Source organism: Corallococcus sp. CA054B (genome assembly GCF_003611625.1).
Lineage (GTDB): Bacteria > Myxococcota > Myxococcia > Myxococcales > Myxococcaceae > Corallococcus > Corallococcus coralloides.
This window is the reverse complement of sequence record NZ_RAVY01000095.1, coordinates 22,644-35,752: the sequence shown is the minus strand read 5'-3', so window position 1 is coordinate 35,752 and position 13,109 is coordinate 22,644. Positions and strand designations below refer to the sequence as shown.

Annotated in this window: 11 protein-coding genes; 7 read left to right on the top strand and 4 right to left on the bottom strand. The window is 67.3% G+C overall.

The features are described 5' to 3' along the window. Positions 1-119: 119 nt before the first annotated feature. Positions 120-890, bottom strand: a complete 771-nt coding sequence (locus tag D7V80_RS22760) for a sporulation protein (RefSeq protein WP_158616679.1) — start codon at positions 888-890, stop codon at positions 120-122. A gap of 153 nt (positions 891-1,043) precedes the next feature. Between D7V80_RS22760 and D7V80_RS22755 the strand changes: the two genes are divergently transcribed. Both D7V80_RS22755 and D7V80_RS22750 read left to right on the top strand, forming a co-directional pair. Further along, positions 1,044-2,159, top strand: coding sequence for a Gfo/Idh/MocA family protein (locus D7V80_RS22755; protein WP_120590142.1), 1,116 nt, complete (start codon positions 1,044-1,046; stop codon positions 2,157-2,159). Between the two features lie 45 nt (positions 2,160-2,204). Then, a complete protein-coding gene (locus tag D7V80_RS22750; protein WP_120590141.1) occupies positions 2,205-2,612 on the top strand; it encodes a PaaI family thioesterase in 408 nt (135 codons plus the stop codon). Positions 2,613-2,619: 7 nt separating this feature from the next. On the opposite strand, the gene D7V80_RS22745 is transcribed toward D7V80_RS22750, so the two are convergent. The 3 genes from D7V80_RS22745 to D7V80_RS22740 form a co-directional block, all read right to left on the bottom strand. Then, complete coding sequence (locus tag D7V80_RS22745) at positions 2,620-3,606, bottom strand: hypothetical protein (protein WP_120590140.1); 987 nt, start codon at positions 3,604-3,606, stop codon at positions 2,620-2,622. A 242-nt stretch (positions 3,607-3,848) separates the two neighbouring features. Beyond that, positions 3,849-4,100 carry a hypothetical protein gene (locus tag D7V80_RS41475; RefSeq protein WP_147447182.1) on the bottom strand — a complete coding sequence of 84 codons (252 nt, stop codon included), beginning with the start codon at positions 4,098-4,100 and terminating at the stop codon, positions 3,849-3,851. Between the two features lie 205 nt (positions 4,101-4,305). Continuing rightward, positions 4,306-4,815 carry a DUF2267 domain-containing protein gene (locus tag D7V80_RS22740; RefSeq protein ID WP_120590139.1) on the bottom strand — a complete coding sequence of 170 codons (510 nt, stop codon included), beginning with the start codon at positions 4,813-4,815 and terminating at the stop codon, positions 4,306-4,308. A gap of 620 nt (positions 4,816-5,435) precedes the next feature. On the opposite strand from D7V80_RS22740, the gene D7V80_RS22730 reads away from it, so the two are divergent. The 5 genes from D7V80_RS22730 to D7V80_RS22710 all read left to right on the top strand — a co-directional run bounded on the left by D7V80_RS22730 (position 5,436) and on the right by D7V80_RS22710 (position 12,958). Then, positions 5,436-5,867, top strand: a complete 432-nt coding sequence (locus tag D7V80_RS22730; protein WP_120590137.1) for a hypothetical protein — start codon at positions 5,436-5,438, stop codon at positions 5,865-5,867. A gap of 110 nt (positions 5,868-5,977) precedes the next feature. After that, complete coding sequence (locus tag D7V80_RS22725) at positions 5,978-6,517, top strand: hypothetical protein (RefSeq protein WP_147447181.1); 540 nt, start codon at positions 5,978-5,980, stop codon at positions 6,515-6,517. Between the two features lie 57 nt (positions 6,518-6,574). Then, complete coding sequence (locus D7V80_RS22720) at positions 6,575-7,585, top strand: hypothetical protein (protein WP_233585624.1); 1,011 nt, start codon at positions 6,575-6,577, stop codon at positions 7,583-7,585. Between the two features lie 2 nt (positions 7,586-7,587). Continuing rightward, positions 7,588-7,932 (top strand): DUF2019 domain-containing protein, encoded by a 345-nt coding sequence (locus D7V80_RS22715; RefSeq protein ID WP_120590135.1) that lies wholly within the window; start codon positions 7,588-7,590, stop codon positions 7,930-7,932. A gap of 136 nt (positions 7,933-8,068) precedes the next feature. Next, on the top strand, positions 8,069-12,958 hold the full coding sequence (locus D7V80_RS22710) for a hypothetical protein (protein ID WP_120590134.1): 4,890 nt from the start codon (positions 8,069-8,071) through the stop codon (positions 12,956-12,958). Positions 12,959-13,109 lie beyond the last annotated feature (151 nt).

The following is a 13,109-nucleotide window of genomic DNA, read 5'->3' as shown; positions in this document are numbered from 1 at the left end:
GGGCAGCAGGAGGCGGGGGAGCTTTCACACGGCGGCTTGTACCACTTCCGCGCCCGGGGGGAGGACTTGGGACGCCGGGTCCGTCCAGGCCTGTACGAAGGACCGGACCTTCCGGGCTTTCACGTCCCGCCGAGAAGGTGGGGAGTCAACAGCGCCGCGACGGCCCCTGTCCCCGAGGACAGGTCCCTGGAGGACAGCACGAGCCGCCGCCGCCGGCCGCCCTCCAGCGACGTGCCCTCCAGGAGGGACGTGAGGCCCCGGGGCCCGCGGTCCAGGTCGAGGACCAGCTCCAGCGCGTCCTCCTGGGGGAAGGGCAGGAGGGCGAGCGAGCGCGGCGGGCCGTTCCAGCCCGGGCCGGCGTGGAACTCCAGCTCCTGCACGAAGGGCTCGTCGCGGCCGAGGGGCGATCCGGCCTCGCAGTAGGAGTTGCGCCACTGGAAGCCCAGCTGTCGCACGGCTTCGATGACGGTCTGGAGGGACGGGTGGGGCAGGACGTGGATGCGGTCGCTGTCCTCGGGGTTGAGGGCGTTGTCGATGTCGAGCGCCGTCTTGATCCACACGGGCGTGCCGCGCTCGGTGATGGGCGCGTGGGCGGGGATGCGCAGGGAGAAGGGGATCTCGCGCTCCTCGCGGGGCTGGAGGGTGAAGGGGTTGGCGACGCGCCAGGTGCGCACGACGGCGTTGAGCGCGCTGCGGCGGTCGTTGTCGCGCTGGAGGTACTGCGCCATCAGGTGCAGGTCGATGCGGTCGATGCGCTGGGGCGTGTGGCCGCCCTGGACATGGACGAGTCCGCGCAGGTCGCCGCCCGCGCGCACGGTGTCGTGTTCCAGGCGGGTGTCCACGCGCGCGCTGCCAATGCCAAGGCGGGCGAGCATCTTCATGAAGGGCATGGGGAACGGCATAGGCCGGATGGACGCCGCGCGAAAGCCCGTCCGCCGGGCTGCCTGCCCATCATGCGGCCCCTGCACCGGAGGGGTGGACGCGGCTTGCGGGCTGGCCCGGCGCGTCACCAGCGTAAAGCCTCACCACGGGAGAGGTGCATCATGGCGCAGGGGACATCCAAGCGGGTGCGGTACGCGGTGGTGGGGGCGGGCAACCTCACGCAGGTGGCCATCCTTCCGGCGTTCCAGCACGCGGAGGAGAACTCCGAGCTGGTGGCCATCATCTCCTCCGACAAGGCGAAGCAGGTCGCACTCCAGGAGAAGTACGGCGTGGAGCACGTGGGGGGCTACGAGAACTTCGAACAGGTGTTGCGCGATTCGAAGGCGGACGCGGTCTACATCGTGTTGCCCAACACGATGCACCGGAGCTTCACGGAGCGAGCGGCCCGCCTTGGAGTGCACGTCCTCTGTGAGAAGCCGATGGCGACGTCGGTGGAGGACTGCGAGGCGATGATCCGCGCCACGAACGAGAACGACGTGAAGCTGATGGTCGCCTACCGGCTACATTTCGAAGAGGCGAACCTCCGCGCCATCGAGCTGGTGAGTTCAGGGAAATTGGGAGACCCGCTGGTCTTCACGGGGACGCTGACGCAGCAGGTGCGCGAAGGGGACATCCGCACGCGAGTGGACGTGGGAGGCGGGGCGCTGCTGGACGAGGGGCCATACCCCGTCAACGCCGCGCGCTACCTGTTCCGCGACGAGCCGCGCGAGGTGTTCGCGTTCACGGGAGGCGGCAGGGACGGGCGCTTCCACGGCGTGGATGCGTCCGCGTTCGCGCTGATGCGCTTCCCGAACGGCAGGGTGGCTCAGTTCGCCATCAGCCACGAGGCCTCCGCGGTGTCGAGCTACCGGCTGGTGGGCACGGAAGGGGACCTGCTGGTGAAGCACGGCTTCGGCTACGGCACGGACATCCAGCACGAGCTCACCGTGGGCGGGGAGACGGAGACGCGGACGTTCAAGAACAGCGACCAGTTCGCGCCGGAGTTGGTCTACTTCTCGACGTGCGTCCTGGAGGACCGGGACCCGGAGCCCAATGGCATCGAAGGCCTGGCGGACGTGCGCATCATCGTCGCGCTGCAGGAGTCCGCGCGCACGGCGAAGCCGGTGAAGCTGGCCCCGTTCGAGAAGCCGAAGCGCCCCACGATGGATCAGCTCATCGTCAGGCCACCCGTGGAGCCGCCCGAACCGGTGAACGCACCGGCTCCGGCAGAGGGGTAGGGCGCAGGGGTTGAGGGCTGCGTCCATCGGTGTTCTGGTGACCGCATGGACGACCTTCAGGAGTTCGCGCGTCAGGTGTTCGCGTCGCAGCCCTTCAGCCAGTTCATCGGCGCGCAGCTCGCCAGCGCCGGGCCTGGGACCGCGGAGCTGCGGCTCCCCATCGTGGACCACCTGAAGCAGCAGCACGGCTTCGTCCACGGGGGCGTGCTCAGCTACCTGGCGGACAACGCCATCACGTTCGCTGGTGGCCTGGCGCTGGGCGGCAACGCGCTGACCTCCGAGTACAAGATCAACTACCTGAAGCCCGCCGTGGGCTCGCTGCTCATCGCTCGGGCCCAGGCGAAGGCCGCCGGCAAGCGGCAGGCCGTGTGTCAGTGTGAAGTCTTCGCAGTGAAGGATGGTGCGGAGACGCTGTGTGCCCTGGCGCAGGGCACTGTCGTCTCCGCGGCCTGAAGGCGCATCAGAACTTGAACAGGTCCTTGATGCCCTTGCCGACGTCCTTGGCCGTATCGGCGACCTTGTCCGTGACGTCCTTGGCCTTGTCAGCGACCTTGTCGGTGACGTTCTTCGCCGTGTCGCCGACCTTGCCGTTGGTGAGGTTGTCGACCGTGCCCTTCAGCTTGTTGAAGTCGATGGTGTACGAGGTGCCGACGCCGACGCCCACGCCGAGCGCCGCCTTGGCCTTGCCGCCGATGGTGAGCTTGCCGTCCTCGAAGGCCACCTTCGCGTCCACCGCGGCGCCCACGCCGGCGATGGCGCTGCCCGTCACGGAGCCCTGCACGGGGCCGAACTCGCCGCGGGCCGTGGCGCTCGCCTCGGCGCCCACCAGTGCGCCCGCGCCGACCTCCGCGCCCATGTCGCCGTTCTTGGGGTTCAGGTCGATCTTGGCCTTCGCGTCCGCGTTGGCGCCCACCAGCGCCTCGCCGTGCACGCCGCCGTAGACCTTGCCCTCCACCTTGCCGAGCCCGATGTCCTTCAGGTCCTTGCCGAAGCCGGCGTCACCCCGAAGGCTGGCGATGTTGGCCTCGGCGCCCGCGCGGCCGCCGATCTCCCACGGCATCACGCGGTAGGACGCATCGCCCTGGACCTCGGCGGCGCTCGCCTCGAACTGCGCGCCGGTGCCCTGCCTGGTGAAGCCCGTGCCGGTCTTGAACTCCGCCGCGTCCTTCTGCCAGGACACGTAGTTGCCGCTCTCGTTGCCCGCCACCTGGCCGGGGCCGCTGTTGCCCTGCGTGACCTGACGCCCGTCCTTCCTGTCCGCGCTGGCCTGGGCCTTATCGCCCTTGCGCGAGTCCATGAAGATGTCCTGGCCCCACTGCTGGCTGAACTTCGTGTCCGGCTGGTTCTTGTCGATGAAGCCGGGCTTCTTCTCCGTGGCCGAGGACGGGCCGGAGACGGCGGGGGAGTTCGAGGCGGGCGTGGACGCGGGGCGGTTGGAAACGCGCATGGGGGACCTTGGGAGGCGGCGAAGGAGGGGATGCTGGGGATTTGGAAGAAGGGCCGGAGTGCGTCCGGTCCGTGATGACCAATCCCTAGAGCACGGCGCGTGCCAGCCCTCCGGCGAGGCCGTCTTCCCTCTGAAGCGCGTGTTTCGAGCGGTGCCCGGGCGGCCCGAAACTGGTGATGCGGCTCATCAGCGCTGGTGACTCGTGTCACCAGGAGGCCCGCCCCGCGTTCCATGACGTCGCGTCACAGGTGACGTGACGCCCCAGGCATTTTTCGCGAGGGGCGCACAGCTCCGTCCTTCACGAGGACGGCAAGACCATGGCGACGAAGATTGGAATTATCGGCAAGGGGAACGTGGACGGCGCGCTGCAAGGTCGTGGTGGACGTGACGAACGCGCTGACCGCCGACATGCAGCTGGCGCTCGGGTTCACCACGATCGGCGTGGAGGAGTTGCAGAAGAAGGCGCCCCAGGCGCGCGTGGTGAAGGCCTTCAACACGGTCTTCGCGCAGCACATGGACCAGGGGCAGGTGAAGTGCAGAAGCTGGGGCCGGGCATCGGCTTCCGCCTGGGGCGCTGATTCAGCGGCGCTTGGGTCCCGTGGCCAGCGGGGCCCTGATGAAGACTTCGATCTCCGAGATGGAGCCCATGTTGCCGCCAGCTCACAGCCATTCATGACCCGGCGTCAACATGGCGAGCCGTCAGGTGGCGCGTGCCCACAGGTCACGGAGATCCGTCGGCAGCTCGCCCGCGATGTCGTCGCTCTCGCCCTCGGAGATCTGCGCCTGGATGGCGCTGAAGACTGCGCGGACGATGGGTTCTGCGTTCTCGGCTTCCACGCCCAGGTCCGTGGAGACCATCGCCAGCATCTCCGCCCGGCCGAACTTATGGGGCGGCGGCCCGGCTTCGTGGCGGTCGCACCGCACCAGGAGCTCGCGCAGCTTGTGGGGCAGCTGGGCCTCCATGTCGTTGTCCTCCTCGCCGAAGAGGCGCTGCTCCAGCACGCACAGCACGGAGAAGGCGGCTTGCTGGGCAGCCTGCTCGCTCTCGAACTGGCCCACGTCGCGCAGGTACTTGAGGAAAGCCTTGTAGGTCTGCGACGTGCGGGACTCGTGGCGCATGCGGCGGCGCTCGTCGAGCGGGATGTCCGTGCTGCGGTGCGTGGGGCCTCCTGCCTGCTGCCCGGTGCCGGGGATGTCTTGTGCTGCCATGTCTGATTCCTCGTTCCTCGGAGTGGGGTCCGACCCCAAAGCTGGAGCGCTCGCGGGTCCGGAGGAAGGCACGCGCCGCCCTGCGAGCCGCCCGCTTCCCGTGGACGGGGGCTGACGGAAAGCGCCTGCTCCCACTGTCCGTCATCGCCCTTGCACTGACGCGAGCGCGTCCGAATCTCTCCAGTGAGGTGTCGTCATGCGTGAAAGTCTTCGTCCCAGGGGAGAAGCCCTGCGCAGCGCAGCCCGCAGGATCGCGGTTCGGAGGACCGAGGAGCCGGACACGCCCTTGCTCCAGATCATCACGGAGGCCGCCCGCCACTACGACCTCTCGCCGAGCGAGGAGCAGATGCTCCTGTCGGACCTGCTGCCCGGGAGCGCGGAGGCGCCCCAGCCCTGACGCGGCACGGCGGATGTCTGCCATTGAATGGAGGTTCGTGAGTCGGGCGTGACCACGATGGGCGGCGAGCGATTCAGGCCTGACTCAGGAGGCAAAGCGAGTCTGGCGAGAATTTTCCTCGCAATCTGTTTCATGAATCTCAAAGGCTGGCTGTCTGGACAAGGCTCCCGGGAATCGCTTAACTGATTCTGGGGAAGCGATTCCCCTTCCTTGGGGGCTGTCCATGAAAAGCTTGACGGTGGTGGCTGCGTTCGCGGTGTCGGCGCTGGGCATGGGTTCCGCGCACGCGGCGACGCTGACGTTCACGGTGCAGAACAAGATCACGACCAGCGCGATCACCAACTCCTATTTCAACGGCTGTGCCGCGGTCATCCCGGCCCTGAGCTCGGTGGCGGCCAACTCGATTTCGGGGGTGCACCAGACGGACTGCGGCACCAACTCCGCCGTCGTCTTCGAATACACGAGCGGTAGCAAGACGTGTCGCTTCAACATGAGCAGCATCTGGACCCCGCCCAACCCGATCCTGGGGACTTCCGGCTACTGGACGCCCGCGGGCGGGGCCACGTCCAAGGGCAGCACCACCGCCACGTGCAAGACGACGCTGGTCGGGCTGGGCTCGAACGGCAACTACACCTGGTCCCTGTCGATGCAGTGACGCGCAGTCGCTGACCTGGGAGCCGTCCTGCCTGTGTGGTGGGGCGGCTCCTTGTGTTTGAGGAGGGGAGGGCTGGAAAGCGCGTGAGGCCCTGGAGTAGATGAACGCTCATGAATCTCCTTAGACTGTCGGTTGTTGGCGCGGGCGTGGCGTTCCTGGTGGCGGGCTGCGGGGGCCGCCGGAGCAACGGCAAGGTGGACTTCTCCCAGATGGGGCCGTCCATCAATTCCAAGCGCTATGCGAACCTGGAGAAGATCGCCGCCAGGGATCTCAAGTGCCAGGAAGAGCTGACGCCGCAGTACCTGGGTGAGAATCAATACCAGATGATCGGCTGCAACGCCGAAGGCGTCTATGAGCTGAAGTGCAAGGTGGGGCAGTGCTCCTGGATCCCGGACGTGAGGGCCCGTGCTGAGTTCGACATGGGCTGTTCACGGTTTGATCTCAAGGCGTCCAAGCTGGATCGCGTCACGACGGGAGTCGCGGGCTGCGGGAAGCGCGCGACGTACCGGCTGAGCACGGCGGGACGCGGGTACTCGTGGGTCCTGAACTCGCCCGTGGCCCAGGATGAGTTCCCTGCGCCTGCTGCTGCTCCTGCTCCGGAGCCCGCGCCAGCGCCCGTGGATGAAGTGCCGGTGCCGACCGAGCTTTGACGCGTATTGTCTGGACGATGGGGCGGAGGCAATTACCTGGCGACCGGGCTCTTCCCGATGGCGAAGGCGTTCATGCCGAACCGGCTGGTGGTATCCGTCCTTGTTCTTTCGCTGCTCGGCGCGTGCGCGAACCGACCTGGGCTGCGCCTTGACCTGGGGCAGGGGCGAACCATTGATTACGTGCCGCGCGCTTCCATGCCGCCGGTGGTAGTGGATGAGGACGCATTCGAAGCGGCGATCTCCTCTTGGGTCCTCGATCTCCCGCTTTCGCTTCGCACAGAGCGGCAACCCTGGTTGGTTCGTGCCGCCTATCCGGGCAGCACGCCTGATGCGAGATGGCGAAGCCTGATGCGCAAGAGCTTCGGAGGCATCTGTCGCGCAAGCCATGAGAGCGAGGATTGCCTCTCGCTCCTCGCCGACGTTTCAGGCTTGAGTGGGGCGGATAAACTGGGCGTCGCGTTAGGCCTTTCGGTCGGCCCACTGAAGTCGAGCATCGCCAAGGCAGTGGAAGACACCTTGGCGCCGCAGCTCTTCTACACGGTCATCGCGACAGGACTCGTTACCTGGGCGATGCTCGCGGCCAATCCAGAGCCTGTCTTCACCAAGGCAGCCGCGATCATTTCCGCAATCCTCCTGAGCTATCTGGGCGTGGAATCCTTCGTCGTCTCGCTTCCCGCGACGGCGGTTGCTGTGGTGGCCCGGAATGGAGCCAGCTCGAACAGCAATCCAGGCGGTCCCCGGTCCTGGAGGTCGTTCAGCGGCCTCAAACGAACCCTTGGCCCGGCGGAAGACGGAAAACAGTGGCACCACATCGTCGAGCAAACACCGGGCAACGTGAATCGATTCGGGCCGGAGGCTGTCCACAACACCGAGAACGTCATTCAGCTGGATCAAGGGCTGCATAAACGGCTGAGCGGGTTCTATTCATCGATTCAGCAAGAAATCACCGGCTCGCGGACCTTGACGGTGAGACAGTGGTTGAGCACGCAGTCTTTCGAGGCTCAGCGCGACTTCGGCCTGCAGGCCATTGAGAAGATCCCGAAGCGAATCTGGGGAGTCTGGAAGTGACGATGGAAAAGCTCGTGGAGGCGTTCGCCCAGCATGTGGCGGCCCAGAACGATGCGGTCCGGCAGGGCGAAGCGAAGACCGCGAACAAGCACGCCAAGAAGGTGAACGAGACTTTCGACAAACTGTGTGCGCACGGGAACGCGGGTCGGGATGCGCTCGCGGCCCTGTTCGTTCATCCGCGCATGGACGTCCGAGTCAAGGCGGCGGCATTCCTCCTCCGCCATCGAACGGATGAAGCCAAGGCCGTCCTCAACGAGGCTGCTCAAGGCCAGGACCTCGTTTCTTTCGCCGCCTCCGAGGCGCTGAAACGCTGGGCGGAAGGAACCTGGGCGCTGGATCCCGGGTAGGGACTGCTCAATCCCTCCAGGACGCCCGCTTGAAACATGTCTCACCTCTCGAGGCATTTCTCACACCCTGAGAAATGTATTATGGGCACAAATGTCGTGTTTCTTACGGTCTCGCCGGAAATAATTCGCGGGACCCATGAGACTCTACGGACAGCTAGAAACCTCGGACCCTGGCAGCCTGGACGCATGCACGGTGCTGCTGGGCCAGTCGCCCAACGCGCCCCTCTTCACCGCGGAGTTCACGAGCCCGCAGGGTGCGTTCCTCCTCCAGAAGCTCACCACCTCCGCGCTTCCCTTTCCCCTTTCGCTCTATGTCCTCCGCTCGGGGACTCCCGTCGTGGAGCACACCTTCGCCGACAAGGCCGCGCTGAACGCGGTGCTGGTCGCGGAGAGCAAGCCCGCCGCGGCGGACCGGCTGGTCATCCTCCAGCTGCCGGCGCTCGCTCCCGAATTGAAGGTGGCCTCGCGCACGTCGGTCACGACGATGGAGACCGCGACCGCTTCCCGGCTTGAGCAGAAGGCCCCTCTGCCGGCCGCTACGCCTGCCGCGACAGCGCCGAAAGTGGAGGTGGAGTTCATCTCCGTCCTGGGCGCGGTGGAGAGCTCCGCTGGCTCCGTCTCGGGGTACACCCTGGAGGTCTCCTGTCCGGACACCGTCACGGGAGACAGCGAAGTCACCCCCATCCACCAGGACTTCCTGCTCGGGCCCACGGGCGCCTTCCAGTTGACGCTCGCCATCACCGGCCGCATCTCCAGCAGCCCGCTCACCTTCGTGGTGCGCACCCCCAACGGCCTGCCGACCCGGCTCGTCTCTCCGACCCACCTCACCGTGAGCCAGGCCGCGAAGATGGCGGTGGTGAAGGTGCAGGTGGAGCCGTTCTCGCCCAACGTCCTCGTGCCGAGCTCCAGCACACCCATCACCCGGGTCCTCAAGGGGCGCCTGGTGGACCCCACGGGCAGGGCGCTGACGCGGCAGCAGATCATCTTCCAGGCACTGCGAGGAGACGGGACGAGCCCCCCGCTCAAGGTGTCCCTCGCCGCGGTCACCACGCACAGCAGCGGCAACTTCTCCGTGGTGGTCCCCAACGAGCCGTTCCTCGGGGCCCACGCGGTGGTCTCCTCCCGTCCCGACGAGGAGATCCCCATCACACTCAACGCGGATGGGACCTTCCCCGCGTTCACGCTGCTGGTCGTCGCGACAGGGAGCACGACCGAGGCCGCCAGCGGTGAAGACGACTGCGCCTGCACCGACCCGACCCCGCGCCTGCCGGGCACGGAGGAGCTCGTCGCCAACGAGTCCAGCTACTCGCAGGATATCGGAGGCTCCTGCGTCAACTTCACGGTCCCCAACCGGTCGCTGGAGGAGTTCAGCCACTACGCCATCGTCCGCACCACGGACCCGCGCGGCCAGCTCGTCCCCATCCGCGAAGCCCCCGCCTGGGAGTGGAATGGCGACACCTCCGACCCGGCCGGCTACGCCCGTCATCTCCACCGCACCTTGCGGCAGACGCTGGGGAGCAAGAACCCCCTGCGCTGGGACGACGACGCCTCCGACTATGAGCTGTATCAAGCCGTGTCGCTGGCGCACGGCCACGTGCTCCACTTCAAGCAGACCTTCAAGGCGGACGGCTACTCGATGGGGGACCTGCTCTACTCCCTGCCGCTGGCCCCCGGGCAGAAGAAGCAGCTCGTCATCTACGACTGGAACCGGGAGGACGGGGCCTCGCGCGATGAGGCCACGGTGGCCGAAGAGGCGCTGACCCACAACCTGTCGAGAGACCGCGACATCGACGAAATCCTCAGTGGGACCGTCCAGGAGTCCATGCGGGGTGGCAGCTCGGCCAAGACGCGCGGCTTCTCCTTCGGCCTGGGGGGCGCTGGCAGCGGCAGCAAGAACGGCGTGGCCGTGGGGCTGTCCACCGGCTTCAGCCTCTCCGGCGGCTCGGGGACGTCCTCCGCGTGGCAGGACAACACCCGCGACATGACGTCCAGCCTGCACAACCGGCTGCGGGACGCCACCATGCAGGCGACGTCCTCCGTGCGCAGCCAGCGCTCCACGGTCGTCACCAGCGCGAAGCAGGGTGAGTCGCTCTCCGTGCAGACCGAGGTGGTGGCCAACCACAACCACTGCCACGCGTTGACCATCCAGTACTTCGAGATCCTCCGGCACTTCGTCATCGAGCAGCAGGTGGTGGACGTCCAGGAGTGCCTCTTCGTCCCCTTGATGATGAGCCTCTTCACGGACGCGAAGATCCTCCGCTGGCGGGAGTGCCTGTCCGAGCACCTGCTCTACTCCCCGGAGACGACCCGGGGGCAGGAGCTGCGCCGGGGCTTCGACGCGCTCGATCGCATCGCGCGGAACTACCAGGGCACGGACTTCCCCCGCCGCGTGGAGCCCTCCGGCGCGGTGACCTTCCTGCCCTACAGCGAGGAGTCCATCGAGGAGTTCTCCGGTGAGCTCCAGCTCCGCCTGACGCTGAGCCGGCCGGCGGATCAAGCGGATGGGTCGATTGACGCGGGCGCCTGGGCCACCCTGAGCCATGTCTTCCTGGGGCTGGACATCCGGGGCATCAGCAACCTGTTCGTCAAGCTCTCCCTCGAGGAGCGCGAGCGCACCTTCCAGACGCAGCACGCCCCCGCGCTCGCCCGCAACTTCGTCGAGCAGCTTCGCTTCGAGGCCATCCTCGCGGACGGAACGACGGTGAAGGACCTGCGGCTGGACTGCACCCTGCTCACCGACTACGCCCCGGGCCGGCTGTTGACCGTCTCCGTGCGCTCCACGCGGACCACGGACATCAAGGCGCTCAAGGCAGGGGTGGCCCAGCAGCCCTTCACCGGCACCCCCGCGGACCTCAAGCGCAGCCAGATTGTCGGACTGCGGCTGAGCTCTCCCAGCCTGAGCCTGTCGGGCAGCTTCGCCGTCGTCGACCGGGGCACGCTGCGCTACCGCACGCCCCACTTCAGCGGGACGCTGGTGAACAACCAGGCCATCCGCAACGACATCGGCTTCGCGGATCAGATCTACCTGCCCACGCCCATGAAGCCCGAGGAGCAGCGCAACCCCTGGCAGGAGGACCAGCGGCTGGCCCAGCAGCTCCGGGATCATCTCAACCAGGAGAACCTGGAGTACTACCACCACGCCATCTGGTGCCACGGCATCACGCCGCACCGCCGGTACATGATGCTGGACCGCATCCACCTGGCGCAGGACGAGTTCAACTCCATCTACGCGCAACGCGGGGTGCTGGGCCGCTCCCTGGCCTCGCTGGTGGAGAACCGGCTGCTGGGGGTCGCGGGCAACTCGCTGGTGTTCCCGGTGGCTCGTGGTCTCAACCTGGACCCCACCTACGAGATGGGCACCCCGGACCAGAGCGGCAGTGGGGCCATGGCCCATGCCTCGCTGCTGGAGCACTACCAGACGGAGGCCGAGCGCGAAGGAGGGCAGGGCGCGGTCTTCCGCCTGAGCGTGCCCACGCCCGGAGTCTTCGCGGAGGCCGTGCGCGGCGCCTGCAACGCCTGCGAGCGCATCGATGACACGCGCTTCTGGCGATGGGAGCAGTCGCCCTCGGACGAGCCCACCGCCATCAACCCGGTGAGCACGGACAGCCGCTACCAGGCGCCGCAGAGCACCACGCCCACCGCGCTCCCGCAGCCCATCGTCAACATCCAGAACGCACCGGCCGCGCCGGATCCCTCGGGGGTGGGCTCGCTGCTGAACGCGCTCACCCAGGCGAGCCCGTTCGCCAACCTGACGGGCCTGGACCAGAACCAGCAGAACGCCCTGGCGGCGATGACCTCCAACCAGGAGACCGCGCGGGCCTTCGGAGAGATGGCCACGAAGCTCGCGCTGTCAGCGCAGAGCAGCCGCAACTCCGCCGTCCTGAACGAGCAGATCGACAAGGCCTTCCCGGTCGCCAGAGCCCCGGCGAAGAACCAGGAGTGGAAGGAGCGGCTGCTGAACGCGCAGCTCGGCGGCGACTCCCAGGCTTCGAGCTCGAGGGCGTCACCGCTGGATCAGGTGGACCTGCGTCAGACCATCGACGCGGTCCGTGCCTCGCCTGGCATGGAGGTGGACGTGGGGCCGTCCCAGGTCGCGGTTCGCAACCGCTCGGGCACCCGGAGCGCCAGCTCCGCGACCTCAACCCCGACGGTCTCGGACGAGCAGGTGCAGCCGCCGATGGAGTGGCCGTTCATCGAGGGCTACTCACAGATCACGGCGGCCTACCCGCGACTGACGCAGATCCTCGAAAGTTCGAGCGTCTTCCGTCAGTCCGTCATCGAGCCCTTCGCCAACCGAAGCGCCACCGACTACGTCCCGTTGATCATCGAGGTCACTCCGACCGCCACGAACGGCTTCGATGGCCAGTGCATCATCGAGGTGAGGGACCCTGCCGATACGACGACGCCGGGCGGCACCTGGATCTCGCTCCTCCAGCTCACCCGGGAACTCGCCGGGTTCGACATGGCCCGCGACGTGAGGATCCGCCTCCAGATCGCGATGCGGGGACAGGCCACCCGGCACCCGGGCGGCATCCTCCTGATCATCTCCCACGAGTGGGCGCTGCATGGGCTTGGCAACCGCGAGACGGTTCTCCGGGCCCGGAGCGAGGGCTGGACGCTCAAGGCGCTGCGCGACTTCTACATCACCGATGTGACCAGCCATCAGCACCACCGCCAGATTGGCGCGGGCACCAATGCAACCTACGAAGCGGTGAACGATGAGCTGGAGCAGTTGCTCGCCAACATGGACCCGCTGGTCACGGTGAAGGTCAAGCCGTCCTATGTTGACGAGGGGACCCGGCTGCTGCCGCTGCCCGCCCGTGCCGTCGCGCCCCAGGCCACTCGGATCCACGCATTGAACCGCCAGCACAACCTGTACACGGCCCACCAGATGTTCGCGTTCGAGCGCGACATGGAGAAGACCTACAAATACAACCCGGCACATCCCATGAACTACCTGGAGGAGGGCACGTCGGCTGACGCCTTCCCGTGGGATTACCTCGATCCCGACCAGGGTCGGAGGTAGGGGACGCCGGAGTCCGCGGCAGCGCGGACGGGCGGGTGCTCCGGACTCTTCGCATCAGGAGAGGGTCCGGCGTAGCCCGTCACCCAAGTGAAGCCACGGGGGCAAGTCCTGCGGGAAGCGTGCGACGTACCGGCTACTCAAGGTGGGCTAC